This window comes from Streptomyces sp. NPDC002994 (genome assembly GCF_040611155.1).
In the GTDB taxonomy this organism is placed as follows: Bacteria; Actinomycetota; Actinomycetes; order Streptomycetales; family Streptomycetaceae; genus Streptomyces.
In genome coordinates this window covers 1-25,882 of sequence record NZ_JBEXNQ010000041.1, presented here as the reverse complement: position 1 = coordinate 25,882, position 25,882 = coordinate 1, and the positions used below count along the sequence as shown (strand labels likewise).

Annotated in this window: 21 protein-coding genes and 4 pseudogenes; 10 read left to right on the top strand and 15 right to left on the bottom strand. The window is 66.0% G+C overall.

The genetic code is table 11. The features are described 5' to 3' along the window. Positions 1-5 precede the first annotated feature (5 nt). Both ABZX79_RS35085 and ABZX79_RS35080 read left to right on the top strand, forming a co-directional pair. The gene (locus ABZX79_RS35085) at positions 6-3,434 is read left to right on the top strand and encodes a hypothetical protein (protein WP_355267184.1); all 3,429 of its coding nucleotides are present in this window, start codon (positions 6-8) and stop codon (positions 3,432-3,434) included. A gap of 36 nt (positions 3,435-3,470) precedes the next feature. After that, on the top strand, positions 3,471-4,619 hold the full coding sequence (locus ABZX79_RS35080) for a hypothetical protein (RefSeq protein ID WP_355267181.1): 1,149 nt from the start codon (positions 3,471-3,473) through the stop codon (positions 4,617-4,619). Positions 4,620-4,907: 288 nt separating this feature from the next. Here ABZX79_RS35080 and ABZX79_RS35075 read toward each other — a convergent pair. Both ABZX79_RS35075 and ABZX79_RS35070 read right to left on the bottom strand, forming a co-directional pair. Beyond that, a pseudogene (locus ABZX79_RS35075) lies at positions 4,908-5,045 on the bottom strand (IS5/IS1182 family transposase); the annotation flags it as partial. Positions 5,046-5,417: 372 nt separating this feature from the next. Beyond that, a complete protein-coding gene (locus tag ABZX79_RS35070; protein ID WP_355267178.1) occupies positions 5,418-6,521 on the bottom strand; it encodes an IS110 family transposase in 1,104 nt (367 codons plus the stop codon). Between the two features lie 356 nt (positions 6,522-6,877). Between ABZX79_RS35070 and ABZX79_RS35065 the strand changes: the two genes are divergently transcribed. After that, complete coding sequence (locus tag ABZX79_RS35065; protein ID WP_355267252.1) at positions 6,878-7,942, top strand: UvrD-helicase domain-containing protein; 1,065 nt, start codon at positions 6,878-6,880, stop codon at positions 7,940-7,942. Positions 7,943-8,035: 93 nt separating this feature from the next. Beyond that, positions 8,036-8,710: a histidine phosphatase family protein gene (locus ABZX79_RS35060; protein ID WP_355267175.1), complete on the top strand. Its 675-nt coding sequence runs from the start codon at positions 8,036-8,038 to the stop codon at positions 8,708-8,710. A gap of 85 nt (positions 8,711-8,795) precedes the next feature. Here the strand turns inward: ABZX79_RS35060 and ABZX79_RS35055 are convergent, their stop codons facing one another. Further along, the gene (locus ABZX79_RS35055; protein ID WP_355267172.1) at positions 8,796-8,954 is read right to left on the bottom strand and encodes a hypothetical protein; all 159 of its coding nucleotides are present in this window, start codon (positions 8,952-8,954) and stop codon (positions 8,796-8,798) included. Positions 8,955-8,967: 13 nt separating this feature from the next. Here ABZX79_RS35055 and ABZX79_RS35050 point away from each other — a divergent pair. From ABZX79_RS35050 to ABZX79_RS35040, 3 genes and pseudogenes are all read left to right on the top strand, one after another. Continuing rightward, positions 8,968-9,228: pseudogene (locus tag ABZX79_RS35050) on the top strand (DDE-type integrase/transposase/recombinase); the annotation flags it as partial. A 98-nt stretch (positions 9,229-9,326) separates the two neighbouring features. Further along, positions 9,327-9,560: pseudogene (locus tag ABZX79_RS35045) on the top strand (integrase core domain-containing protein); the annotation flags it as partial. An 832-nt stretch (positions 9,561-10,392) separates the two neighbouring features. Next, positions 10,393-10,989: a DUF6461 domain-containing protein gene (locus ABZX79_RS35040; RefSeq protein ID WP_355267169.1), complete on the top strand. Its 597-nt coding sequence runs from the start codon at positions 10,393-10,395 to the stop codon at positions 10,987-10,989. A 65-nt stretch (positions 10,990-11,054) separates the two neighbouring features. Here the strand turns inward: ABZX79_RS35040 and ABZX79_RS35035 are convergent, their stop codons facing one another. The 9 genes and pseudogenes from ABZX79_RS35035 to ABZX79_RS34995 all read right to left on the bottom strand — a co-directional run bounded on the left by ABZX79_RS35035 (position 11,055) and on the right by ABZX79_RS34995 (position 20,134). Then, positions 11,055-14,570: a hypothetical protein gene (locus ABZX79_RS35035; RefSeq protein WP_355267166.1), complete on the bottom strand. Its 3,516-nt coding sequence runs from the start codon at positions 14,568-14,570 to the stop codon at positions 11,055-11,057. A gap of 342 nt (positions 14,571-14,912) precedes the next feature. Then, entirely contained in the window at positions 14,913-15,449 is a 537-nt protein-coding gene (locus ABZX79_RS35030) for a hypothetical protein (RefSeq protein WP_355267163.1), read from the bottom strand. Between the two features lie 429 nt (positions 15,450-15,878). Beyond that, on the bottom strand, positions 15,879-16,547 hold the full coding sequence (locus tag ABZX79_RS35025; RefSeq protein WP_355267160.1) for a peptidase inhibitor family I36 protein: 669 nt from the start codon (positions 16,545-16,547) through the stop codon (positions 15,879-15,881). Then, positions 16,544-16,954: a hypothetical protein gene (locus ABZX79_RS35020; RefSeq protein ID WP_355267157.1), complete on the bottom strand. Its 411-nt coding sequence runs from the start codon at positions 16,952-16,954 to the stop codon at positions 16,544-16,546. Before ABZX79_RS35020 ends, ABZX79_RS35025 begins: the two co-directional genes overlap by 4 nt. Before the next feature lie 373 nt (positions 16,955-17,327). Beyond that, on the bottom strand, positions 17,328-17,714 hold the full coding sequence (locus tag ABZX79_RS35015; RefSeq protein ID WP_355267154.1) for a hypothetical protein: 387 nt from the start codon (positions 17,712-17,714) through the stop codon (positions 17,328-17,330). 308 nt (positions 17,715-18,022) lie between these two features. Beyond that, on the bottom strand, positions 18,023-18,571 hold the full coding sequence (locus ABZX79_RS35010; RefSeq protein WP_355267151.1) for a hypothetical protein: 549 nt from the start codon (positions 18,569-18,571) through the stop codon (positions 18,023-18,025). A 305-nt stretch (positions 18,572-18,876) separates the two neighbouring features. Next, complete coding sequence (locus ABZX79_RS35005) at positions 18,877-19,257, bottom strand: transposase (RefSeq protein WP_355267148.1); 381 nt, start codon at positions 19,255-19,257, stop codon at positions 18,877-18,879. Between the two features lie 102 nt (positions 19,258-19,359). After that, positions 19,360-19,452: pseudogene (locus ABZX79_RS35000) on the bottom strand (transposase); the annotation flags it as partial. Positions 19,453-19,600: 148 nt separating this feature from the next. Beyond that, the gene (locus ABZX79_RS34995) at positions 19,601-20,134 is read right to left on the bottom strand and encodes a transposase (protein WP_355267145.1); all 534 of its coding nucleotides are present in this window, start codon (positions 20,132-20,134) and stop codon (positions 19,601-19,603) included. On the opposite strand from ABZX79_RS34995, the gene ABZX79_RS34990 reads away from it, so the two are divergent. Continuing rightward, complete coding sequence (locus ABZX79_RS34990) at positions 20,114-20,392, top strand: transposase (protein WP_355267142.1); 279 nt, start codon at positions 20,114-20,116, stop codon at positions 20,390-20,392. The genes ABZX79_RS34995 and ABZX79_RS34990 overlap by 21 nt on opposite strands. A 56-nt stretch (positions 20,393-20,448) precedes the next feature. On the opposite strand, the gene ABZX79_RS34985 is transcribed toward ABZX79_RS34990, so the two are convergent. Then, on the bottom strand, positions 20,449-20,904 hold the full coding sequence (locus ABZX79_RS34985) for a DUF6326 family protein (protein WP_355267139.1): 456 nt from the start codon (positions 20,902-20,904) through the stop codon (positions 20,449-20,451). Between the two features lie 230 nt (positions 20,905-21,134). On the opposite strand from ABZX79_RS34985, the gene ABZX79_RS34980 reads away from it, so the two are divergent. Further along, the gene (locus ABZX79_RS34980) at positions 21,135-22,280 is read left to right on the top strand and encodes a histidine kinase (protein WP_355267136.1); all 1,146 of its coding nucleotides are present in this window, start codon (positions 21,135-21,137) and stop codon (positions 22,278-22,280) included. Then, positions 22,277-22,924: a response regulator transcription factor gene (locus tag ABZX79_RS34975; RefSeq protein ID WP_108153103.1), complete on the top strand. Its 648-nt coding sequence runs from the start codon at positions 22,277-22,279 to the stop codon at positions 22,922-22,924. The genes ABZX79_RS34980 and ABZX79_RS34975 overlap by 4 nt, the downstream gene beginning before the upstream one ends. Before the next feature lie 1,029 nt (positions 22,925-23,953). Here ABZX79_RS34975 and ABZX79_RS34970 read toward each other — a convergent pair. Both ABZX79_RS34970 and ABZX79_RS34965 read right to left on the bottom strand, forming a co-directional pair. Continuing rightward, a complete protein-coding gene (locus ABZX79_RS34970) occupies positions 23,954-24,535 on the bottom strand; it encodes a hypothetical protein (RefSeq protein ID WP_355267132.1) in 582 nt (193 codons plus the stop codon). Further along, positions 24,535-25,683, bottom strand: coding sequence for an ROK family glucokinase (locus tag ABZX79_RS34965; RefSeq protein WP_355267129.1), 1,149 nt, complete (start codon positions 25,681-25,683; stop codon positions 24,535-24,537). The genes ABZX79_RS34970 and ABZX79_RS34965 overlap by 1 nt, the downstream gene beginning before the upstream one ends. Between the last annotated feature and the right edge of the window lie 199 nt (positions 25,684-25,882).

Here is a 25,882-nt window from a genome sequence, read left to right as displayed (position 1 = left end):
ACCCGATGCCCTCGCGTCACAGCAACGACCTGGTGGTGCCGGTCGAGGTGTCCGCCCTCGCGGTGAACACCCACACCCAGAACACCGACGGCACCTTTGTCTTCCACCGCTGGCACGCCAACTTCTTCCTGCTGCAGGACAACAACCTGCCGCCCGAGCCGGAGCCGTTCCAGATCGACGACTGGCCCGGCACCGCCGAGCGTCGCGGTGTGTACGTGAAGTGGCAGCTCCCCGAGGCCCTGTGCAACGGCCGGCACGACGAGCAGGACGGGATCCAGGACTTCCCGCTCGTACCGAACCGCTGGCTTGTGGTCCGATACCAGGCAGCGTCCCGGGCAGTGCGCGCGTGGATCGTGGAGAGTGACCACCTGGGGGTCGAGACCGGCACCGTGTCCTATCTCGCCCCTGAGGCCGACGAGCCGACGGCGACCCGGATCGGCCGCCGCCACGACCTGACCGCCCAGAACCCGTGGCGCGAACCGGCTGACGCCCGAGCGCCGTTCCTGACCGCCCTGGGACCCGGCCTGCTCACGTTCTCCGCCTACCAGCCCTACAACGAGAACGTCTTCTCCGTGCACGACACCCTGGAGGACGTCTCGGGCGGGGACCGGCTCAGCTACTACGTGGCCGGCTGGCACGCCGACCCCACCACCGATGTCCTCGCCGGGCGGGGCGACGGCAGCCTGACCGACCTGCTGGACGACCTGGAGTGGCTCGCACCCGGCGCCGGAAGTGACGTGAACCGCTCCCTCTACACCGGATGCGTGCTCGGTATCGACTGGCAGCCCGAGGGCGACATCCCTGAATCGGACATCCCCGAAGCCGGCCAAGTGGCCATCTCGATCGGCAACTCCACCGCGGAAGCCATGGCGGGGCTCACCGACGAGGCGGACGGGCCCGACTCGTTCAGCACGGACGAGGCCCGCCTGATGCGCGCCTTTGCCCTCGGCACGCTCAACCAGCTCGACCGCGCCGACGGGGACGAACTGACCGAGCGCACCGCCCACCAGTCGGGCTTCGGACCCGTCCCGGCCGGCTACGTCTGGCGGGTCGTCGACCGCGGTGACTCCGCCGCAACGGCGTCACTCCCGGCCGCCGAACGAGCCCGCGAACGCTCACTCGAACAGGACGTCGTCGCCGCGCTCAACCGGGCACAAGCCGCACACGACGCTGTCGCACGCGATCTGGCTGCCGCACAGGAACGCCTGTACCTGCTGTGGGCGCTGTCACTGGCGGAGAAGAAGCCGACCGACTTCCAGAACCGCATCGACGACGAACTCAACCCCGAATTCGCCGAGGGCACCGCCGGACGCGTCCAGGAATTCTCGCGGGAACTCGCCGAAAAGCGCGCCGCCATCCCCTGGGGCACCACCCCCGACGAACTGGAGACCAGTGCCGCCGCGTACGCGGCCGAGCACGGCATGCGCTCCACCCATGTCCTCCAGCGAGTCCCCCAGCCGCCGCACGAGGAGGCAGCCGACCCGGTCGTCCTCGTCCAGGGCGCCCACCTCAACGCGCCGCTCACCCGCGACTCGTTCCTGCCGTGCCGCACCCCCGACCGGCTGGTGACCGCAGTCGGCTCCCTCACCGCCGCCTCCGTGCAAGCGGACGTGGACCAGGTGAACACCGCGAACCTGCCCGAGCCGGTCCCGGGTCTGCTGACCGAGTTCTTCCTCCTCGACCGCGCCCGTGCCGAAGGTGCCGACCTCGCCGATGCCACCGGTGCCCTGCCCGAGTACGGCACCGAGCCGTGGCGCCAGCCCTGGGAGCCGCTGTTCCTCCAATGGGCCGTCGACTACACCGCGCTGCCCTACCGCGACGACCAGGGTGAACACTGGTCCTTCGACGGCACCCGCTACCGCTGGGGCGGCACCGGAGAGGTCCCCGACCCGTTCGTCATCACCGGCCGGCAGACCCTCGCCCCCACGGCCGGACACGATCTCGACGGCAAAATCGCCGTGCACGCCGCCCACCGCAGTGACCTCCCCGACCTGCGCCCCCTGCGAGAGGAGGTTCGCAGCGTCGACATGCTCTCCCAGCGCCTGGACGGCCTGGGCGCCTTCCTCAACCAGCGTGACCCGCGCTCCACGCTCTGCCCCACCGGCCCCCTCGGCGAAATGGTCGGCCACGCCGACCACCACGCCCCCGTGCCCGGCACCCTCTCCTCCTTCCCGGGACGCCCCCCGACCTCCTCACCGTTCTTCGAACTGCGCACCGGCCAGCTCGCGTTCACCCAGCTCACGGTCGTCGACCGGTTCGGCCGTGCAGTCAACCTTTTCGACAACCCCCGGCATCTCGAACTCTGCAGGCCACTGTCGATGGTCCCCGACCACCCGGTGGACACCACCGACACCCACCGCTTCGTCGAACTCTCCCCGCGCCTACTCCAGCCCGCCCGCCTGGGCTTCGACTTCCTCAGCTCCACCGGCGACGACGACGTCCACCTCGCCCCTGGCGCCAACCCTGTCTGCGCCTGGATCATCCACAACCGCGTGGACCGCACTCTCGCCTGCTACGACCCCGCCGGCCACCCCTGGGGCGAACTGCGCACGATCATGCGCGGCGACGGTCAGAAGGCCGTCGTGTGGACGCCACTGCCCGGCTCCTCCGTCACCACCCTGGACGAACTCCAGGCGGCATCGCCCCACGCCCACCACCTGCTGGCCGCCATCGCCTCCCGCGGTCCGGCCGCCCTCGACGCCGTCCGCGCCGCCGTCGACGACGCACTGGCCACCATCGACCCCGACGGCCCCGACGATGCCAGTCTCGGCTACCTCCTCGGCCGTCCCCTCGCCCTGGTCCGGGCCAGCCTCGACCTTCAACTGTGCGGGCCCGCACGCACCTCCGTGGGCTGGAACGAGGTCCTCGACCCCGCGGACCACCCCCCGGCCATGCCCGGCTGGGAGTGGATCGTGCGCCTCGGCCTGGCCAAGGCGACCGACGACGGACTCGTCGGCTACGTACTCAACGAGGACTACGACCACCTGGAGACCCTCACCAACCCCACCGACGACGCCGAAGGCTACCTCCGCTGGATCGCGGAGGACCGCCTGACACTCGCCTTCGCGGGCACCAGTACCGCCACCGTCACCTTGCTGCTCGACCCGCGGGCGACAGTGCACGCGGTCACCGACATCCTGCCCACCACTTCCGTATACGTCCCCCAGCAGTACGTCGCCGATGCGCTGGCCCGCATGGCCATCTGCTTCCGCACTGGTCCGCTCCTCGCCCCCGCAACAGCCGACCCGGTCACGGCAGTCCTGCCCCACCCGGCCACCGCCACCGGCACCTGGACGTGGACCGAACCCGCCGGTACCACTACTTGGCGCACTCTGCCGGTCACTGTCCCTGACCCCACCGCCCTGCCGTTGGGCGACCCGGAGATCCGTTCCGGCTTCCTCGTCCTCGGCGATGCAGCCGACGCCAGCCGCTAGCCCCTCACACTTCCTCACGCTGAAGGAGCTCATCCCATGGCTCTCGTCAACCACACCGTGGCCGGCGCCTCCACGAAGACACCGGAGGGCGCCGAATCGGCCACCGTCGGGGACGGCGAACTCGACTACACACTCACCACTGTCCCCGACCCACTCACGGTCAGCCCGGAGAGCACCGTCGAACTCGCGGACCTCATCCTCGTCGGCAGCCGCATCCACCCCGACCCCATCGAGACCAACCAGATTGCTGTCTACGTGCCCATCGGCTCCGATGCGTGGCAGCTCGTCCTCGACTACACCGGCTTGCAGAGCTCGATCAACCTCACCGGCTGGACCGCCACCCCGGACCCGGCCAACGAGCGCATTCTGTTCAAGCCGAGCACTGGTCACGCCACCCTCACGGACAAGAACGGCTTCAGCCTGCACCTCGACAAACTCAGGATCAACCGGCAGGTCGGCACAGCCCCCATGGTTGTCGCTCTCAACTGGCGCACTGCCGGATCCAGTGGAAGCTTCCGCACGGAGGAGCAAACTCTCAGTGTCGGAAAGTTCCCGCCCGGGTTCTACCTCCGCAACCTCAAGGCGGACAGCAACTACATCGACAACGGGGACTCCGTCACACTCACCTGGGAACGCTCCACCGGCGCCACCTACACACTGCTGTACGAGGACAAGTCCATCGACGTCACCAACTACAGCAGCTTCACGGTCAACAACGTTAAACGCAACACCATGTTCTACGTCGAAGGCACCGCACAACAAGGCACCGGCAGCGCCACCCTCCGCCTCAGCAGCTACATCACCGTCGACAAACCCGACCTCGAAGCCAACACTCTGGACGTCCATGGTGAAGCCACCGTGCGCAACGCACTGTCGATCACCGGAACAATGCTGAATCGACAAGAAATCACCATCCCCTGGCCCGACATGTGGTCATATACAACGGCGCCAACCGACGGAATCCTGCTCGTTCAAGTCGAGACGGATCACGTGATCCTCGATGTGGGCTGCGGCGAAGTGTTTATCCGATCCCAATCGGGATTGCCAGGAAAATGGAGTGCCTGCACGTCGATTCCGGTACCAAAGGGCCAGAGGATCAAACTCAGACACACACAACACGACACGAAATACAGAATTGACTGGTTTGGTTTCGGCGACATCGAAATCCCCGCCCCTCAGACGTGAGGAAACCAGACCGCTCGTTCAGATCAGAGAGCCGCTGTTCTGGGTGAGTCTTTGAGCGGTGAAGCGGGAGCCAGCAGGCACCCAGCGGTGCGCAACATGTTAAGCGCCCAGCTCCCCGTCTCCGTCGTGGCGTGGCCCGTGCTTTACGTAGCCCTCAAAGTCACAACGCGTTGTGACGCGCAGCGGTAGATGGCCACGCGCAGCGATAGCTGGCCAGTCAGGCGCCGGGGTCAGCGGATCCCCTGATTGGTCGGCCACGTGCCGGTATCCCACCAGGGGTCGACTCCAGTGGCACCGGCTTGGCAAGGCCGACGAGATCCGCAGCACCTGCCCGGTCGGGTCGGTGACGACCTGCACGTTCACACCGTGGCGACGGTGCTCGTGCGAGTAGTCGGCCAGGCGGCCGTACTCGGACACGCTCACCATCTGGAGCCCAGGGACACCGGCCCAGCGAACTTGAACGGCCGAGCGCCCGGCTTGCCAACGCTGCGCAAGCGGGCCGAAGTACGGCATGCCACTGAGCCGTCCAACGCGGCCCGCCGTCGCAACCCATCACGCAGAAATCACCCGTCGACACCAGCCGACGGGGGCTTCTCACCTGTCTCGCGCTCTCACACAGCCCCTTTGACTGGGCCATGGAGCCGGGCGGCCGACGTTGCTGTCTGGCTGCGGTCTCACAGCGTTCCGACCGCAGTCAGATCCGACAGGCCGCACCGAGCACCCCCCAGCGAGGGCCGCCGCCACACGCAGCACGCCCGTCCGCAATGGCCGGCGGGGTGACAGCCACTATGACGGGGGTCACGATTGCGTGGGCCTCACCAGGTGGACCACCTCACGGGCAGCGTAGCGTTTGAGGCACCGGACGATTTCGCGCCGGGTCTTGCCCTCCTTGATCCGGCGCTCGTAGTAGTCCTGAGTGCGCGGGTCGACCCGCAGGCGGGTGAACACGATGCGATGGAGCGCGGCATTGGCCTGCCGGTCACCACCACGGTTGAGACGACGGAACTGCCGGCGTCCGGAGGAACGCTCGACGGGACTGACCCCGCACAAAGCGGCGAAGGACGCCTCGCTGTCCAGCCGTTGCGGGTTGTCCCCCACCGTGATCAGCAGAGTGACGGCCGTGTCCGGACCGATCCCCACCACCTCGAGCATCTGCGGGGCATGACATTTCACGAGCCGGGCCAGACGAGCGTCCACATCCCGGATCTGCTCGGAGAGCTGGCCGATCCGGTGAGCCAGCAGACCCAGCGTGATCCGAGTGGCCTGCAGCACCGACTCCTCGCCGACCTCCTCGCGACTGCTCGCGTCGGTGAACCGCGCGCAGGCCCGGAAGAGTTCCGCATTGCCCAGTCCGGCCAGTTCTTCCCGCAAGGCGGGATCGGCAGTGACGAGGACGGCCTTGAGCTGGTTGATGGCCTGCCTGCGGGCTTTGACGGCCGACGCCTTCGTGAGTTTGTACATTCTCGCGATCTGCACCGGTCCATCGCCCGATTTGGCCCGGGCACGGGCCCGCCCGCTCAGCACAGCACGCGCCGCGTTCTGGGCATCGAGCGGATCTGATTTGCCGCGCCGACGGCGATCGGCCCGGTCCATGCGATTCACGTCAAACACGTCTATGCCCTGGGTCAGCAGATAGCGGGACAGGGACGCCCCGTAGGAGCCGGTCCCTTCCACCCCGGCCCGCATCACGGCTCCCCACTTCCTGGCCCACTTCAGCAGATCGCGGTATCCCGCCGCGGTGGCCGGGAACTCGCCGGTGTCAAGCGCTGTCCCCATCACGGAGAGCACCGCAGCCACATGGGCATCCCGGTGCGTGTCCACTCCCAGCACCACCTCCCCCGCAGGGCGACGACGACGGGTCTGCGGAGCAGGCGGCGTACTGGACATGGTCGAACTGGACATGCCCGTTCCCCTTCCGGTCCGATGGCGCGTCGCGTTGCCAGTACCGGGCCGCGTCGGGCGGTCAGAATCGTGAGGACGCCACAACGATCGGCAGGCCCCTATCGGGACACACCCCCGCCAACCCGGGACCGACAACGCACCATCCCCGGCCAACGGCCGACACTGTGACACCAGGACACTTCGGTGACAGCCCCTATGAGCGGGGTTCTGGCTGTAGCCATCTGACCAGGTGGAAGACCTCTCGGGCCGCATAGCGTTTGAGGCAACGGACGATTTCGCGTCGAGTCTTGCCCTCCTTGATACGCCGCTCGTAGTACTCCTGGGTGCGCGGATCGACCCGCAGGCGGGTGAACACGATGCGATGGAGCGCGGCATTGGCCTGCCGGTCACCACCACACGAATCTCAGTCCGCAAGCCACCCCTCCGTCACGGACTTCAGGAAAGCGATCTCTGAGGGCAGATGCACGCACGACAACGTACGGGAAGCCCTGCAAGGCGCCCTTGCAGCCGGCGAGGCAAGGGAAGCATTGACCTCCTACTTCGAGGGCACCATACGATCATTGACAGTGGACGAGGTATTCGACGCTAACGACTTGGACAGGGACATCTTCTCGCTGGCCGCGTCAGGGTGCAGGTCACTCACTCTGGTCGGGGACCCCTGGCAAGCCCTCTACCAGTTCAGAGGCGCACGTCCCGCGGCGATGACGACATACATCAGCGAGAACGGATTCACCACACATCGCCTGGACGAATCATTCCGGTGGGGAAGCGACAGGCAGGCATCTCTCACGAGGAAGCTGCGCAAGCGGCTGCCAGTGCAACTGACCCCGGGCCACGCTCAGGACGCCGATGTAGTCATTGCACATAGATGGCAGGCACTTTGGGGCGCCGATGCACACGTACTCCCCCTTGCCATCAAGCCTGGCGTAGGACAAGCCCAGGAGGCGATATGCACACTGCTTCTTAACGAGATCATCCAGCATGCGCTCGGCTTGCAGGCAGTGTTTCTGCACGACGCTTTGGCCACACTGGGTCTCGAAAAGGAGGATCTAGCGACAACTCTCCACGCCTGCCTGCAGGATGCCGTATCTCATCTGAAAGACGGCGCCCCGTCTCGGCAGGTATGGGAGAGCCTTTCAGACGGGCTGGCCGATCTCGTTCCGGCGCTAGCTGCACAACGCTGCGCACGCAAGCCCGTCCTCGCACTGACCCGTCTACAGCTCCGGCTCGGAGATGACCAGCTGGTTCCTGGTCTCACATGCCACCAGTCCAAAGGGCGAGAGTGGAACACGGTGGCCATAAAGCTGAGCAGCGCAGACATCTCGGCGCTGGCGCTCGGCCTCGACCCTACGGAGGCAGACCACCGTGCCCTCTACGTGGCACTCACGCGTGCGCGCCTCAACACGCTGGCCGTCATATGAAGCGCTCTCGAGTAGCGCCGGGGCCCGTACTGGCTTGCTCTTGAAGACGTGGCCCTCTGCCCGAATCGCCAGGCAGACGCGACCATGGCGCCCATGCGTCTGATTCTGATGCGCCACGGCCAGACCCCTGCCAATGTCGCCTACACCATGCACACCACCCTCCCCGGCCCCGGGCTGACACACCTCGGCCAGCAACAAGCCGCAGCCCTTCCCGTCGCCCTTGCCGACGAGAAGATCGATGCCCTCTACGCGTCCACACACCAACGCACCCAGCTCACAGCCGCTCCACTCGCAGAAGCCTGCGGGCTGCAAGTACTTGTTCGCGACGGAATCCGTGAAGTCTCCGCCGGCCGCTGGGAGGGTGCGAGCGACCACGCCTCCCACACCGCTTTCCTGGATCTCGCTTCCGGCTGGCCCGCCGCTCCAGCAACGCGCGTGCCCGACGGGGAGAGCGGCCTGGAGGTGCTGGAACGCTTCGACGGCGTCGTCGACGAGGCTGTACGAAGCGGCGCTGAGGCAGTGGCGATGGTCAGTCACGGAGTGGCCATCCGGATCTGGCTCGTGGCCCGCGCACTCAACGTCACCACCGAAGACGTGAAGCGTCGCGAGTTGGACAACACAGGTGTCGTGATGGCCGACCGCGCTTCTGACGGCACCTGGCGAGTCCTGTCCTGGGCCGGTCTGCCAATCGGACCCGCTGGTGATGAGCCGCGGGACAGTGGTCCGGCAGGCCAACCGCTCTTCTTCGCGGGCAAGACGAACTGGTGAGCCGCTTCGAGTTCGTTGCCGACCACCGCGGCGCCTTCGGCGTGAAGCGGCTGTGCACCGTGCTGAACCTGTCGAGGTCCGGGTTCTACCGGTGGCTGAAGACCGCCCCTTCCCGCGCCACGAAACAGGCCGCGGACGCGGCACTCATCCGGCGGATACGCAAGGTCCACGCAGCGTCCGGGAAGACGTACGCGGCGAAGCGGGCCACTGCGAGCTCCGCGCGGGCGGCTTGGTCGTCAACCATCCAATGCCGAAGGTTGAAGCGCCGGCACCGCACGACCATCCCGGACCCGGCCGCCCAGGCAGTACCCGATCTGCTGCGACGCAACTTCACCGCCTCCGCCCCGAACCGGGCCTGGATCGGGGACATCACCTATCTGCCCGTCGTCGGCGGAAAGTTCCTGTATGTGGCCACGGTCATCGACGTGTACTCCCGTCGGCTGCTGGGCTGGTCGATCGCCGACCACATGCGCGCCGAGCTGGTCACCGACGCTCTCGAGGCGGCCGTCCGCACCCGCGGCGGGAGGGTTGACGGTGTCATTTCCACAGCGATCACGGGGCCCAGTACAGCTCGAAGGCATTCGCAGATGACTGCCACGGGTTCGGGGTCCGCCGGTCCATGGGCGCGGTGGGCACCTCGGCAGACAACGCTGCCTCAGAATCGTTCTTCGCCTCGCTCAAGCGGGAGATCCTCCCCGGCCGGCGCGGCTGGCCGACCGGACGAGCCGCCCGGCTCGCGGTCTTCCGCTGGCTCGGCTTCTACAACCACCAGCGCAGGCACTCCACGATCGGCTACCTCGCCCCGGTCGCCTTCGAACAAAGATCAACTACGCTGGTCATCGCTGCATGACAACCGGTGTCCACAATCAAGGTGGAAGCCCTTCCGGAGGTTCCGCCCCAACTGATCGCTGGTGTTGACGCCCTGCTGCCGATCGGCACAGGTGCCGTCGCGGTGGTACCGCGCATCAGGACGAAGTGCGCGACGCCGCCTGGCATCGCCCCATGAGCTGGCTCCACGGGCTGCCTACCCGGGGACGTAGGGGCCTTTCGGCTCGGTGGGAGACCTTGATCTTCAACATCTTCGGGGTGACTGGGAGCAGGGACGGGTCAGGCGAAACGTCTACTTGTCCGCTCGATAGAGCTTGATGGCTTTGTTGACGAAGAGGTGGACGTAGCCACACCGCCAACAGATCAGACCGGTGGCGCTCCCGTCGGCCCAGGCCAACTTCATGAACTCCATGCCAGTGCTGTTGAGCAGGACACTCCGATCTAGAAACAGGTCTCCTTGGCAGACCTGGCAGTTGAGCCACACACTTCACCAAGTGCTGCACGTACCGGCTTTTTTCCCATCGATTAATGCCCCCTTCTTGTCATGTCGGCGGCATGAGACTACGTGGCGTGCGGTGACCCACTCAACTGGCACTGCGGTACGGCTCGAGGTGAGGCCCTGACCTCACTTTCACAAAACGGCATAGAACAAGTCCCCGCTGCCCACGGGCTGCGGGGACTGCGCGCCTTCCTCGGTTGGATGACGACCCCGTATCTGTGGGCCAGTCACCTCGGTGACTCGGGTCGGGCCGTGACTTCCTTGTCGCACCTTGTGGTTGTCCAAAGGATCAGCTCGCTAATACCCTCTACCGGCAGGGGCATTTTTGCTGCGGGGCCGGTTGTGGGGAGTGAGTGTGTCGGAAGACGGAGTGCAGTGGCTGGCTCATGAGGGGCTGGAGGGGTTCTGGTTGCTCGCGGCATGGAACATCTCCGCCCGTGAACTGCTGGGCCGGGTGGGCTGCTCGGGCGAAGAGCTGCATTTGACTTGGGGTGACGGCACATCGTTGGAGGTGGAGACCGGAGTAACGCTGCTGCGTTCAGTTACCGTCGGAGACTGGTCTGTCGCGCTGGGGCAATACGGGCCGTCCGGAGAGGCCGGCAGGGAGCTCGATGCAGCGGTCCGCAGAGCATCCCGGGGTACACAGGCGGTGGACGTTTCCCAAACGACGAATTTCGATACATTCTTTGCTCATGCCTCTCATGAGCGGACGCTCTGCACGTTCGATCCACTGGCGGACGCCGAGCCCCGCGGGGATCAGCCCGAATCCATGGTGTTGGCCATGCAGCGGGTGGGACTGCTCGATTCCGACGGCAACCCTGTGGAGTGGGATGAGCGTCCGGAACGCGACCCTATGTTGCTGACTCTGAAAATGGTCGAGGATTCCTTTTCGCTTTCGGTTCCCCGCACGATACTCACCGAAGAGGTCTTGACCATGCGCGCCCCGTCCTAGTAAAGCCCTGAGGCCGAAGAGGTGTCCTCTTCGGCCTCAGTTCCACTGCCCGGTGCTTCTCTGCACTACGGCCGCGGCATGACGGTGCATACCTCCTCTACCTTGCAGTTCTCGAGTTCGGGGACCACGGGGTAGTACGGATCGCTGTCGATCAGCCGTACCGCGACGGTGAAGCGCCCCAGGTCGCCGCCCGCATCCGTGTTCTGCTGAGTGGGAATGCTGCCTCGGCCACATGGTTCGTTCCAAGTAGGCAGGGCGTAGTTGGAGTCGTAGTGGAGCGACCACTTCTTGGTCTGGGTGTTCTGCACGGCGGAGAACTGCGCGCAGGCGGTGCCCTTGAGGGGCGCGCCGCTGGCGTCGGTCTTCAGTCCACCGCTCTGTCGTGACTTGGCGAACGGGTACTCGTCGCAGCTGGCCCCTGCCGGGTTGGGGACGAAGTTCGTGGCGCTCTTGGAACACATGCGGCTGCGATTGGTTTTTGCAGCCGCATCGTTGGCCAGTCGTGTCAGTGGTGAATTTTTGTCTTTGTTTCCAGGGAAGTTGCCGCCTTGGAGTTTCTTCCAGATGACCCAGTACAGAGATGCCGCGACCGGGTATTTTTCGTAATTGAGTTCGAAGTCGGGGATGTAGCTGGGAAATACGCAGCCAGAGTTTCCGCCGACCTCATTGTCGCAACGCACCGTCAGAGCGTCCTTGGTCCACGTGTGCGGAACGCTCTTGGCCTTGCCGCCCACAGCGGTAGCGGTCACCGTCCACTTCAGGTCCAGGAAGTCATGGACCTTCTTTGTGGGATCGGAGCTGACCCACTTGGACTTGGAAGTAATGGTGGCGGTGTGTGTCTGCCCCGCAGTCCACACTCCGTCGATGACGGAGATCGGCGGTTCCGTCGAGCAGGCCCCGCCGCAAATGAAGTTCAGATCTAGAGAGACGGTCCCCAGTTGCGGCTGGATCTCCACCGGCTTGATATTGAGAGCCTGGTAGATCTCCGTCTTGGTCGCAGTAAGCCTGATGTCATGGTCGACGACGAACTCACCTGTTCCCACAGGCACGTTGTTTTCGAAGAGGATGAGCTTCAGCTTCGTCACCGCGCACGCCTGGAATCGACTGTAGGACGACATCTCGATGCCGGTACTGCACGTCAGGGCGGCTGCTCGGGCGCCAGGGCCGCGAGAGTTCGGCACGGCTTTTCCCTCGAGTGACGTCGTCTGGACGCACATTTCGCGCCCGGCGTCGCCAGGGACGGGGCGGCAGCTGTTCGCCGGCGACTTGAACGCAGCCCGGTTGGCTGGTATCGGGCGGGCATCCTCGCCGAACACAACGTCAGGTGCGTTCGGGTCGGCATCCTGCAGGACCAGCTGCGGGACACCACCCGTTGTGGTCTTCGGTGCGAATGCGACGGCATCAAATGCGACGTCCTGGTCGCCGGTACCGTCCGGTGTCTCCGAAGAGAGGCTGACTTCCGGGATGACGCCCTTGAAGTTTTGTATGCCGAGCGATACCCACCGGTTCGCCATGCCTGGCTGGGAGATGACCTTGCGGGTTGTGCGAGCGATGGACTTGATGTCGTATGCGGCCTGGGTGGTGTGCGCCCCGTGATCGGGCAGGTGCACCAAGACTTCGGCTGCTCCAGTCATGGGCTTGTCGAGCTTCCAGGTGCCGGTGACTTTCATGCGCCCGCCGTCGGCGCCGGGCTTGCGGGTGTGGGCGAACCAGAAGTGGCCCCCGTACCCGGCCCCGAGCTGCTGGAAGTCGATTCGGGCGCTGGGAGATGCGAAGTCCAGGTCGAACGTTCCTGCTGAAGGCTTCAGCAGTGAGCAACCGCCCCGTGGAGAGGCGTAACTGTTCGGAGTGTTATCGACGATGAGGGCGTTTGCAGGTAGGCCCTGGGTCGAGCAATTGGGCGGGTAGGCGGTGCCGTCGGCCTCTTCCGCGTACGTGTCGTTGAACCTGAGGATCTCGTTGCCGCACTCCGCCTTGGTGCAGTCCTTCCACTTGACTGGCTGGTTCCACCAGCATTTGAGGTCGGCGCGGTTGCAAGCACCCAGGCCGGGTTCGTTCTTATCGTTCGGACCGATTTTGCTCGCGTCGCAGTTGTTGGACGCGGTGCAGAACAGTCCCTCTGCGGGCTTCATTTTGGTGCGCAGGGAATCGTTGGTCCACCAGGCGGGGCGGAAGCCGGAGACCATGTTGCCCGGGGATTCCAGCCCCTCGAGTGGGCGTGCGGCCCAGCCGAGGACCTTTTCCTGGTAGGGCCAGTCCTGTGGGTGGGCGGCCTGGGAATAGTCGTTGCCGCCGGACGGGCTCTCCAGGAACGGGGTGCGGTTGGCCTTCCACAGCGGGTTGGCCGGGTTGTTGGTATAGCCCACTCCCCACATGCCGCCATTGGCGCCCGCGCTGGCCTTGGGGTAGTAGCCGGCGTTGTAGGCCCAAAGGGCGAAGAACCAGTTCTCCAGATACTTCGGGTCACCGCCGTTGGCGGTCAGGCCGTCCTTGCGGGTCTGGTTCCACTTGTCAATGAGGATGTTGACGCCGGCCGCGACGTTGGCGGTGTAGTCCAGGGCGACCGCTTCCTGTTGCAGAGTGGTAAGGGGTTTCTCGCCGGGCTTCTCCCTGCCGTGCATCCGCATGCCGTCGGTAACCTGGGTGATGCCGTAACCGCAGTCGGCTTCTGCCCAGTCGATCGCCCACGGGTCGTCCTGCGTGCCGCCGGAGCTTGGTCCGCGGGCCAGCACTGCCGGTCTCGTCTTGGTGGCGTCTGCGCGGGAGATGTCAGCTGCGGTGATCCGTCGGACCTCGCCCCTGGTGCCGGAGCCGGCGGGGCGGTCCATGTAGACCACGCCACCATCGCTGTCTGCTGTGAGCTCGAAGGGGACCTGGCCGGTGTGCGCGAGAGCGGTGCGGCGGCCCGAAGGGTCGATCCGGGTGAGGCGCGCCGCATCTGCGGCGACGATGTCCTTGCCGATTGGTACCGCGGACGTAACTTGGCCCTGGAGCTCTACGGTTCGGCCGAGCTTCGCGGTAGAGGCGTCAACGGTCAGCAGCCGGGTCGCGTTCTTGGATTCACCGCCGGCTTGGGTGAACACGGCGGTCTCGCCGGTGCCACAGCGGGGGCTGAAGTACGCTAGCGAGGCTTGGCGGTTGAGCTTGGTGACCGCACTGGATCCCAAGTCGACGACGGCAGTGAACGCACCGCGGGCCATCAGCTCCGGCTTGTTGGTGAAACTACGCGGGGCGTAGGCGACGACGGCACGCTTGCCGGACCCGGTGACACAGGCATTGCCGATCCACATGTCGGTATCGAAACCCGGCTCAGACAGCGTGGCCGCAGTGCGCCAGGCGTAACCGGCCTTCTGATCCGCCGCGAGGAGATGGAAGCCTGCGGCATCGCCCGTCGTCGTCCAGGCCCGGTCGGCCGATTCCTTCCAATCCCTCCCCAGCACCTTGTCACGGTCGGCCGGCGGGACCTTTGACGGGCGGACCAGAGCGTCAGCTGCGGAACGCGCTGGCAGATCGTCCGCTGGCTGGGGGTCCGCCCACGCCTGGCTCTGGACGAGGCCGGCTATCAGCGTGGCACTCAGCACTGCGGCGACGGCCCTTCCCTGTCTTGTTCTGAATTTCAACGATTTTCCCTCTGTGTGCTCTCGGGATGGGGGTGGCGTGGGCGGCCCGTACAGGGAGATGGGCTGGACAAAGACGCCGCAGCCCTGTGCCGGGGTGAGATGTGCCGTCGCCTCTGTCATGGGCATGCTCAGTCAGTACGCAGCGTGTGGCGTCAAGGGCTGATACCGCCTACCGCGGTGACCACAGTTCCGATGAGGCGGCTCGGAGCGGTAACACGCAGCTCAGCAGCAATCGTCAGTGGTGCTGGGTTCGGCCCTGGTCCGCCCCTTTTGCTGGGGCAGACCAGGGCCGAGTTTCTTCGCTCAGCTGACGAGCGGAGATCCGATGAGCTGCCAGGTGAACGCGCCCTTCCCGTCTCCCTCGATGTCGGAGACGACGGTCGCGTCACCGGACCAATGCAGATCCGCGTTGTAAGCGGCGGTCGGAGTAGAGCACGTCAGGCCCGTCGCGTTGGCATAGCTCTGGTTGAGCCTGTTCGTGAAGTCGCAAGTGGTGCTCGCGACCACACGGTCGACGCCGGACGGCGACGGTCGGTTTTCCACTCGACTGGTTACCTTGAATGACGTGAATCGCTTGCCGGCGTCCTGCACTTGGTCGTCCAGGATGCCCCAGTTGAGCGTGACGTCAGCCTTTACCTTTCCGTCGGCGGAAGGGTCGGCGCAGACGTCGGCGCCGACCTGAGTGTCCGGCTTGAATCCGGGCAGGTCTATGACGCGTAAGTTGCTGGACGCCGCCGAGCAAGTAGCAGCTGCGCTGGCTGACTGCGAGGTCATCATGACTCCGCTGAAAGCGACTGCTGCCGCAGCAAATGTCGACAGGCGCATGACGGTGCGGTTCATAGCAGATCTCCTAGTTGTTGCTCTGAATCGAAATGGGGGCAGCCCGTCAATCACCGACTGCTTGCCAGGTGGCCGCTCTACCGGTGAGTCCAGGCAAGCGAGCGCATTGCAGCAGCAAGCCGTGATTGCCCAGTCGCACCGACACTCGCAAAGTACGAGCGGAGGACACACCGCTCGTCTCACCTGCTTCCGCACAGTGAAGGGCCGCACGGTTGCGCTGAGGGTGTGCGGCGCCGGAGGCGCGGCGCTGTTGCGCGCGTCCACGCGAGTACCCGCACGTTTCAACGCGGGTCGGCCTCGAACCTGGACTGCGACCTCGGTCAGACGCGGCCCGGCCCGGCAGCCCTGCCCGTCACGTGAAGTGGGCGAACAGGTCAACGGGCTCGCACAGCGTGGCGCTGTGCGAGCACCGTGTCGTGGCTGCGGAAGCTAGTTGCGGCGGACTTCGAAGATGTCCACCTTGTTGTTCCAGTTCCCGCCACCGGGATAGGCGAGGTTGCCGAAGTTGCGGTAGTCAGCGGGAGCGTTGAGCTCCCTGACCCGGTCTTCGACCGGCCATGACCGGTAGTCGGTGATCTTGGCGTTGCCGTAGTTGAGCGCCCAACGTCCGACCCAGTAGAAGACGGAGCCCAGGTTGTCGCGGCAGCCCCACTCGTTGAGATCCTTCTTACCGTCGCTGGACAGCCGGAGGAGCCTGCCCCCGTAGCCGGTGTCCATGTACAGGCACCAGTAGTCGGCGACACACCCACGGGGAGGGGCGGAGGCCGAGCGCGCCGAGGCGGCCTTCAACGTCTCCTTGCGACTCTCGGCGGGCAGTTCGGGGTCGGCCAGCGCTTCCTCGTCCGAGTCGTAGCAGTGGACCTCCCCGTTGGGGAGTTCGGTGCAGCTGTCCGCCCCCTCCCATGACTCGGCGAGGTTGATCTTCCGCCCGTCGTATTCGGCGATCACCGGGTTGACCGGCTCCTCTGCCGCCGGCGGCGCCGTGACCGACGGCTCAGGAGTGGGCTCGTCGGCCTGCGCTGCTGCGGCGCTGGTGAAGATCAGCGCGGTGGCCGAGGCGGTCGCGAGCAGGAGATTGGCTAACGGTTTGCGTATCACGAGTTGTTCTCCGGTGTGGTGTCGTAGTTGTGCAGCCGGGTTCCGTCAGGGCCGTACACGTTGAGTACGTAGCCCTGGTCGAGGCGAACGCCCTCGGCGGCCAGGAAGGACGCCAAGTTGGTGGCGAAGTCGTCAAAGGGCTCGTAGCCGGTCATCTTGCGGGTCCACACGGTCAGCACGAGGGAGCCGTCCTTGTTCTTCGCGTGGCGGATGCCGTAGACGTCGGTGTCTCCGCCGGCCTTGCGGTAGCGGTCGGCCAGCTCGGTGGCCGCCGGGGCAGGAGAAGCGGTGGCGCTCGGGGGCGCCGGTGAGGTCGGATCGCGCGTCCACGGAGTCTCATCGTCTTGGCCGCATCCTGAGAGGAGGACGGCAGCAGCAAGGACGAGCGCAGGCAGGATTCGTTTCATTAGGCCAGTTTCACCGGTAGAAGGCGGCTTTCTGTTGGGGAGACGGGAGCGACAGGTCGACGATGACGCCGTCACCCTGCCCGGGTGCTTCATTCCAGCGCCGGATCACCGCTACCTGACGAACCCCAGGGCCGCGCTACTGCGCGTGCCGGAGAACGACGGCCGCCGCGGCAATAGTGGACAGACGCATGGTGGTGCGGTTCATGACGGTTCTCCTGAGAGCTAGGCATAACGAGGGGAGCCGAAACGGCCTCAGCATCCTGGAGTCACCTGCCCATAGCTGCAGACCTCGGCCAAGCAGGGGCGCCTGGCGCGCACGGTGGTGTCGTACAGCGCAGGCGGTCTGGGTGACGAAGGGGCCGCCTACTCCAAATCAGTACTGGAGTTCTTGCTTAGTGTTCTTCTCGATCGTCACGATCGGATTACGCGGCAACGGCTTGCCGGGATCCACGGCGGAGAGTTCAGTCGGCCACGAAGCACCGGGATAGATGCCGACTACGTCGGTAGCAACGCGTACGGTCACGTCGAACCCGCCAGGTCCGGTGATGCGAATGGCAACCTGATAGAAGGCCCGTCGATCACCAGCATTCGTGATCTTCACTGGGACGGTCAGGCGTGTTCCGGTACGGGTCGGCGCATAGACCACGACATCCCCATTGGTGGCGACCGATCTGCCGAATTCCTCGCTGCCTGAGGCCGCACCAGTTGAGGGCGTGACCAAGTCGCCGCTGGGCATGCCGGCTACACGCTCCGCGGCCACCCTATCCGCCGCCTCCTTGCTCGGGTTCGAATGCGGCGTAACTGTGACTTCGAGAGAGGCCGATGCAGAAGCGGCGGGTCGTCGTACCGGCTTCGATTCGCTAGGCACTGGAAGAGCCGCTGGGTTGGTAGCGGACGGCTGTGATGTCGCTACAGCACTCTCAGCGCTTGCCTTATCGTCCGATTGCGTCCCGCTACAGGAAACCAGGAAGGCACCCACCGCGAGCGTTGCAACACTCAGCAACAGAGCCCTACCCCGCCGCGCCAGTCGACTCTCTGCCACTGGCTCACGGTGGGGTGCACATGACCTCATCCGCACACCGTGGCGTAGTCGACCCGGTCAATCAGTGCCGAGGTGGATGTCTTGCTGGTCTTCATGACAGCAGTGAACCTGGAACAAAAGATCTCACTGTGAGTGCCTGTGATCTTGACTGGGCCCGCGTACTGGCTGAAGGTCCCCTCGTCGGTGTCGCACCTCGGCTGGACCCTGTTCGTACACAGTTTCAGCTTCATGTACTTAGCCGAGCCGGTGTTGTTGTCGAAAACGGAACACGCACCGGTGAGATCAGCAGACCCCCGGACGTAGCTGAACAGCGTGCCGAAGCGCCGTTCATCCGGCAGTCGCTCAGCGGACTGAAGCACGTAACCCGAACCACACAGATTCGCTGTCGCTCGCACCGCACCTGCCTCAGCCACAGCGATGGCGCGCGTGGCCTTATCCGCAGTCGGCGATATCGCCACGACTGCCTCGGAAGGGTCATCGGCAGCGGATTCCTGAGGTGCTACCAAGCCGGCGGCGGCGAACAGAAAGGCTGCCACTAAGATGCGCAGGCCGTGTCTGCGAATTGCGGTGGACATAGGTGTTCCCTCCCCCTTGGGTGCAGGTGGTCTAGAGATCGCCGGAGTATCCGTTGCACCCAAAACCCCCCGGCTCACGCGAGTTGGTCATTCTCGCGTTCGTGCTGAAACGTAGCCTCAAACTGCTGATCGCGGTACCGACACGCCAACTCCCTTTCGGTTTGGAAGAGTTTAAAGTGACCGAAAGTCACCTTGGTCTCAACCACGAGATCTTAAGCACCTGCTTGCGCGCCGACCGTCGAGCACGTGGGCCCTGCAAAAGTCACACCAAGTTACGATATGTCGCTCGTCACTTACTGAGGTTTTCAGGGTGGGGTCGGTGGGTTGATGGCCAGGCTTGTGGCGGTGAGGCAGCCGTCGAACAGGCGGGGTCGGAGCTGGATCCTGCGTAACTCGCTGCGGAGCTTGCGGTCGAGGTCGTCGGGTGTGGTGAAAGCGGTGTTGGCCATCGCTCTGCGCACGAGTGACCAGACGGCCTCGACGGGATTCAGGTCGGGTGCATACGGTGGAAGCCGGACGGTGGTGAGCCAGTCGTGCTCGGCCTCGTACCGCTTCAGCCCCGCGGCCAGGTGGGTGTTGAGGATGGCAGATGGGGAGGTCGGGGAGGCTGTCTCCGGCTGGATCTGACGGTAGATCTCGCGGGCGACGTAGCGTTTCAGGCAGCGGATGATCTCGCGTTTCGACATGCCCTGCTTCGTGCGTCGTTCGAGGTAGATGCGGGTGCAAGTGTCACGGAGGATGCGCGTCACAACAATGCGGTAGAGGGCGGCGTTGGCCTGTCGGTTGCCTCCGCGGTTCAGCTGTCGGCGCTGGGTCTTTCCGGAGGAGTGCTCGACTGGGCTGACACCGCACAGAGCGGCGAAGGATGCCTCGCTGGCCAGCCGCTCAGGGTTGTCACCGGCGGCGATAAGCAGTGCAGCTGTCGGGCCCGACTCCGACGCTGTCCAGGAGCTGCGGATGTTGGGTACGGACTGCTCGATTGACCCGGCGGGTGAGCTCCTTCGCCTCGGCGGTCAGCTGCTGGATACGTCAAGCCAGCAGCCGGAGCGTGAAGACGGCCGCGCTGCCGGTGTCGGGAAGGTCTGCGCATCGGGCGATCAATTCCGAGTTGCTGAGTTCGGACAGGGACTCGCGCAGCTCGGGATCGATGCCGAGGAGTACGGCCTTGAGCTGGTTCTTCGCCTGGGTGCGGGCCTTGACGGCGGATTCCTTCGCCAGCCTCAGGACGCGCATGTCGGCTGCCGGGCCCTCACCTGTCTTGGGTGTGGTGGCAGCGCGTCCGGACAGGACTGCGCGGGCGGCGGCGTCCGCGTCGACGGCATCGGTCTTGCCGCGCTTGCGGCGCGTGGCGCGATCGGGCTGGTTGACCTCGACGACCTGGACGTTCTCTCGGCTCAGGAACCGTGCCAGAGCCGCCCCGTAGGAACCAGTACACTCCACTCCGGCTCGGCGCAGGGTGCCGAAGGAGCCTGCCCAGGACAGGAGTTGGCGGTGTCCGGCGGCGGTCGCCGGGAACTCCTGGTGGGCCAGCTGGCGAAACGGATGCGTGAGCGAGTCGATCAAGTCCTCAACTTCACCCTGGACTTCCACGTCGAGTGGACCAACAACCCAGCCGAGCAGGCGATCAGGATGGCCAAGCTCCAAGCCAAGATCAGCGGGAGCTGGCGCAGCATGCGAGGACTCACCGCGTTCTGCCGCGTCCGTTCCTACATCGCCACGGCCAAAGCCCACGGAGTCGAGGTCTTCACAGCCCTACGCAACGCCTTTCTGGGCGATCCCTGGAGCATCGCCACACCGGCATGGCCATCAGGTCACCGCTGAATGGACCGTGCCCGCGGGTGGCGCGAGCGAAGGATGATCGGGCGCGGGGCGGGCAGTCACGCCTGCTGCGGCCTGCGGAGTGGCTCGCTGTCGAGGCTGGCTGCCAGGGTCGCCGGTGATGCGATGCGGCGTGGCCAGGTCCAGGCGGAGCGCAGGATGAAGGCCAGGAGCAGCACCTCGAGTCCGATGGAGAGGCCGTAGAAGTAGAAGTAGGTCCAAGACTCCCCTACCGCGTTGAACATCGAGACGGGGATGTAGAGCGTTGCTACGACGAGGTTGATGGTGCGGTTGACACGGGCGGGCAGTGTCGCGGAGAGCAGGATCATGAGGATCGGGATGGCCATGAGCATGAGCGCAATGGCGACAAAGGTTGGACCGATGTCGAACTCGTGGACGATGCCGGCCAGGATGTCGTCGACGAAGCCGGGCTTGTACAGGGCGAGGTAGTCGACGTAGATGTAGAGGAACATGAAGCTGGTCCATGCTGCTGCGAGCTTGGCCTGCACGGGCATGCGCAGATCTTCCAGCGTGCTCTGGGACGGCGGATTCTCTAGTGCGGTATGGGATTGAGGCGTTCTCATCACAATGCTCCCTGGCTTGATTGGGTGGGTGCTTCCACCTTCACGGATGCCGGCGGCGGGCACATCAGCCGCGGAGCCTGATTCGACCTGGCCGTTGGCACAGCCGAGCTCTTGTACTTTCGGCGGATACACCGAGCACGCGGGCCGCCTAGGCTGATCAGATGGCCACCAACGCACTCCGCTCGCTGTGGGCCGAACCTCGACCCACGAATGCCCCGGACCGGAGGCCGCGGGACTGGGCCTTGGTCGCAGTACTGATCTGCTGGTCCCTGCTGGAAGTGGTGCTTCGCCAGGACCTGGCGCCACGCCCGCTGCTGCTACTCGCGGTGCTCGCGGTCCTCGGCCCCCTGCTGTGGCGACGCACGCACCCGCTCGTCGCGGTTGCGGTCTCCTTCGGCACGTTGACGATCGTCGACATCGTCAGAATCCTCACCGGGTCGCAAGGCGCCCTGCTGAACAGCATCTCCGCGGCGCTGATCCTGGCCTACGCCCTGTTCCGGTGGGGCTCCGGGCGGGAAGCCGCAAGCGGCCTCGGCGTCATCCTGCTCTGGCTGGCCATCACCAACGTCGCCGACACCACCAGCCTGGCGGATTCGGTCGCAGCATACGGGTTCTTCCTGTTCGCCGCCGCGCTCGGCGCCGCGATCCGCTATCACACGAAGATCCTCATCCGCGACATCGACCAAGCCAAGGCCCGCGAACGCGAACAGCTCGCTCGTGAACTCCACGACACCGTCGCCCACCACGTCTCGGGCATCGCCATCCAGGCCCAAGCAGGACGTGCCATCGCGGCCTCCCACCCCGAGCGTGCCATCGAGGCCCTGGCCATCATCGAGGACGCAGCGACCCGCACCCTCACCGAGCTGCGCGCCATCGTCGGCGTGCTCCGCGCCACACAGGACACCGAGTTCGCGCCGCAGCCCGGCGTGGCCGAGGTCGAGCAGCTCGCCACCGATGGCCAGACGCGTCCCTGCGTCGAGGTGACGCTATTCGGCGAGTTCGACGACCTCAGCCCGGCGGTCGGGGCCGCGATCTACCGCCTGGCCCAGGAGTCCATCACCAACGCTCGACGGCACGCCCGCCACGCGACCCAGGTCACCGTCGCCGTCACAGGCGACGCCGACCAGGTACGGCTGACCATCGACGACGACGGCTCCGCCGCTGGTGGCCGCGCCCCAGCAGGCTACGGCCTGGTGGGCATGCGGGAACGCGCCTCACTGCTCGGCGGCACCTTCCACGCAGGCCCCGCCGCCGAGCGGGGCTGGCGGGTAGAGGCGGTCCTGCCCCGAACCGGGACGCCACGATGAGCATCAGGGTCCTCATCGCCGACGACCAGCCCATCGTGCGCACCGGGCTGACGATGCTGCTCGACGCCCAACCCGACATCGAAGTGGTCGGCGCGGCCGCCGACGGGCGCGAGGCAGTCCGCCTGGCGCTCCAGCTGCGCCCCGACGTCGGCCTGTTCGACATCCGAATGCCGCTGATGGACGGCATCGAAGCCACCCGACGCCTCGCCGGCCCCGACGTCACCGATCCCCTGCCGATCGTGGTCATCACCACCTTCGATCTCGACGAGTATGTCCACGGGGCGCTCAAAGCCGGCGCCCGCGGGTTCCTGCTCAAGGACGCCGGACCCGCCCTGCTGACCCAGGCCATCCACGCCGCCGCCGACGGAGACGCACTGATCGCACCCAGCGTGACTGTCCGACTGCTCGCAGCGTTCGCCCACGCACAGACCCCACCACCAAGGCAGCCGATAGAACCGCTCACCGCCCGCGAGGAGGAAGTCCTCGTGCCTGTAGCCCAAGGCCGCACCAACAATGAGATCGCCAACGAGCTCCATATCACCCCAAGCACCGTCAAAGCCCACCTCGCCAGCCTCATGCGAAAGCTCGGCGCCCGAAACCGCGTCGAGGTCGCCATGTGGGCCCACGAGACCGGCCGCATCTGACGCCGCAAAGGCTCCCGCCGCCGTTTGCCGCAACCCCCCACAGCGTCACAAAGCGGCTCGCGCGCATATCGACCAGCCTTGTAGTACGCCACTCCCCCGGTCCGTTGCTATTCGAGAGGCTCGGTCTGGAACACGCTGCAGGTTCGGGACCGTCTAGCATGGGGACACCGCCGGCGTCCCGTCAGAGAGGACGCTGGCATGGGAACTAGCTCCGTGGTGCATGCCCCGCGCGTCCACCGGACTGTCGACGTAGCTCCTGCGAGACCAGCCGTCAAAGCAGCGGCTAGGCAGCTACCGGTTCGGGGGCAATACTCCGTAGGACGTGGGCTTGGATTCCAAGCAGGTCACCTGCTCGGGAATAAATGCCCTTTCGGCCACACTTTGCCGCGAGTAGTTTCCACATCAGCATTGGCTGTTCCGCATGGACAGTTACGGGCTCGGACTTCCTCCAGCCTCGTGCCGACAGTTGCTTGAATAGTGACAACTTGCGTCGGTCGTCTATCAAACCCAAATGTTCGCCGCGCATGATAAGAGCCTGAATAAAAAACGGTCCGCGCCATACCTAGGAGGCTCCTGCGTCACCGCTGAACGCTAGCCCTGTGCCCCGCTCCGCGCGGCGTCGCTACAGCCACTCGCGCCTCGCCGTCCGGAACAGCGAGCCGGAGCAGAGCAAACCTCATCGACCACCGCTCAACCGGGCCCATCCCCGAACGCAGAGACCCCCGCCGAAACGAGCCGGCAGGGGTCCACAACAGTCACAGCGGTCACATACGTGTCACCAACAGGGTCGACGCAGCTACGCCACAAGGACCCGACCAGGCCAAACGCTCCCGACCTGGACCACGTGGACACCAGAAGACGGTTCGGCCTACCTGTGCCAGGTCGTGCCCAGCGAGGGGCCGAGGATGAGGACCGGGGCGTCCTCGGGGCCGTCGAACCGGTACTGCAGGGGCTGCGGGGGCTTCTTTTCGGTCTCGTCGCTCACTCGCTCCAGATTAGCGATCCGGTGAGCGTGCTCGCCCCAGGGGGTCAGGGGGTGGCGGTGGAGACGACGTAGACGAAGGGGTGCGCCGGGTCGGTGTCGTCGACGGTGATGTCGACGGTCGGCTGCGGATCCTTCTGGTCGACCGTGGTGCCGGACCAGGTGCGGGCGGGATCGAGGTTCCAGCCGGCGACCTCGGCGTCGCGCTCACTGATCGTGATCTTGCTCTTCTTGAGGGCGGCCCGGTTGATGCCGAGGTCGTTCAGGAACCAGTCCAAGTCCGGCGGGACCGTGCGGAACTGGACGTACAGCCTGCTGCTCTTCCAGTTGTTCGTCTCGTAGTAGGCGACTTCCTGGCCCGCGTTGGGCACGGGTACGTCGTAGATACGGCGTGTCATGCGGGACGGGAAGCCCTCGGTGAGGCCGCTGGCCGAGGCGATCTTCGCCTTGTCGCGGCCGCTGTCGCGGCTCTGCTCGGCGGCGATCAGCAGGTAGACCGCGGGGACGCCGATGAGCAGCACGATGATGATGGCTGTCAGCCAGCGGCGGCGGATCATGTGGCGGTGGGTCTCGGTGGGCTTGCCCGCATCGTCCGGGGACGGCGACTGGTGGGGAACGGACGGGGTCATTACTGGGGTCCCTGCGTGGTGGAGCGGATGGCCTGGGCGTAGCGCTCATAGCGTTCGTAACGCTCCAGGCGGCGGCGGTTGGCGCGGCGGAAGCGGCGCGCGACGAGGCGGGCGAGGTCGGCGGCGCCGACCATACCGGCCTCCGGCCCGAGCTGGGCCTTGGCGATACGGGCCTCGGGGCGATAGCCGCGGCCGGTGAGGTGGCGCCTGAAGGCGTCGCGGGCCGGGCCGATGAGCAGGTCGTCGGCGGCGCTGACACCGCCGCCGATGACGAAGCAGGAGGGGTCGAGCGCGGCGGCGAGGTTCGCGATGCCGACGCCGAGCCACTGGCCGATGTCCTGGAACAGCTCGACGCACATGGCGTCGCCCTCGCGGGCGAGCTCGGTGATGAGCGGTCCGGTGATCTCGTGAATGTTGCCGCCGACGCGCTCGATGAGGCTGTACGCGACCGGGGAGTCGGCGGCGGCGAGCTCACGGGCCTCGCGCACGAGCGCGTTGCCGGAGCTGTACTGCTCCCAGCAGCCGCGGTTCCCGCAGGGGCAGCGGTGGCCGCCGGGGACGACCTGCATGTGGCCGAATTCGCCGGCGACGCCGTACTTGCCGCGCTTGACCTGGCCGTCTTCGAGGATCGCGCCGCCGATGCCGGTACCGAGCGTGATCATGACGAGGTGGTCCTCACCGCGTCCGGCCCCGAAGCGCCACTCCGCCCAGGCGGCGGTGTTGGCGTCGTTGTCGACCAGGACGGGGACGGCGAGCCGGGCGGAGATCGCGTCGCGCAGGGGCTCGTTGCGCCAGGCCAGGTGGGGCGCGAAGAGGACGGTGGAGCGGTCGGCGTCGACCCAGCCGGCCGCGCCGATGCCGACCGCGTGGACGTCGTGGCGGTCGGAGAGGTCGAGGACCAGCTCGACGATGGTGTCCTCGACGACCTTGGGGCTCTTGGACTTGTCCGGCGTCTCGGTGCGGATCTTCTCCAGGATGACGCCGTCGGCGTCGACGACGCCGGCCATCACCTTCGTACCGCCGATGTCGATCCCGACGGTGGGCACCCGGGGCGCGCTGAGGTGCGAGCGCCGCTCCCGGGTGCCGACGGTCCGCAGGACGGTGGCGCGGGCGGAGCCGCGGTGCGCGAAGTCTCGGTACGTGCTCATGTCCCCTGCGGGGTTTTGGGGGCGGGTGGCGGTTCTCGCGCTCGATTCTGCCATCCGGTGCGGGCGAGTGCGGGCGGGCCGCTGCGCGGGGCCCTTTCCCCTACCCGCCCCTTCCCGAACTGGGGCTCCGCCCCAGACCCCGCTCCTCAAACGCCGGAGGGGCTGGATTTTGTTGCGGCAACGATCCAGCCCGTCCGGC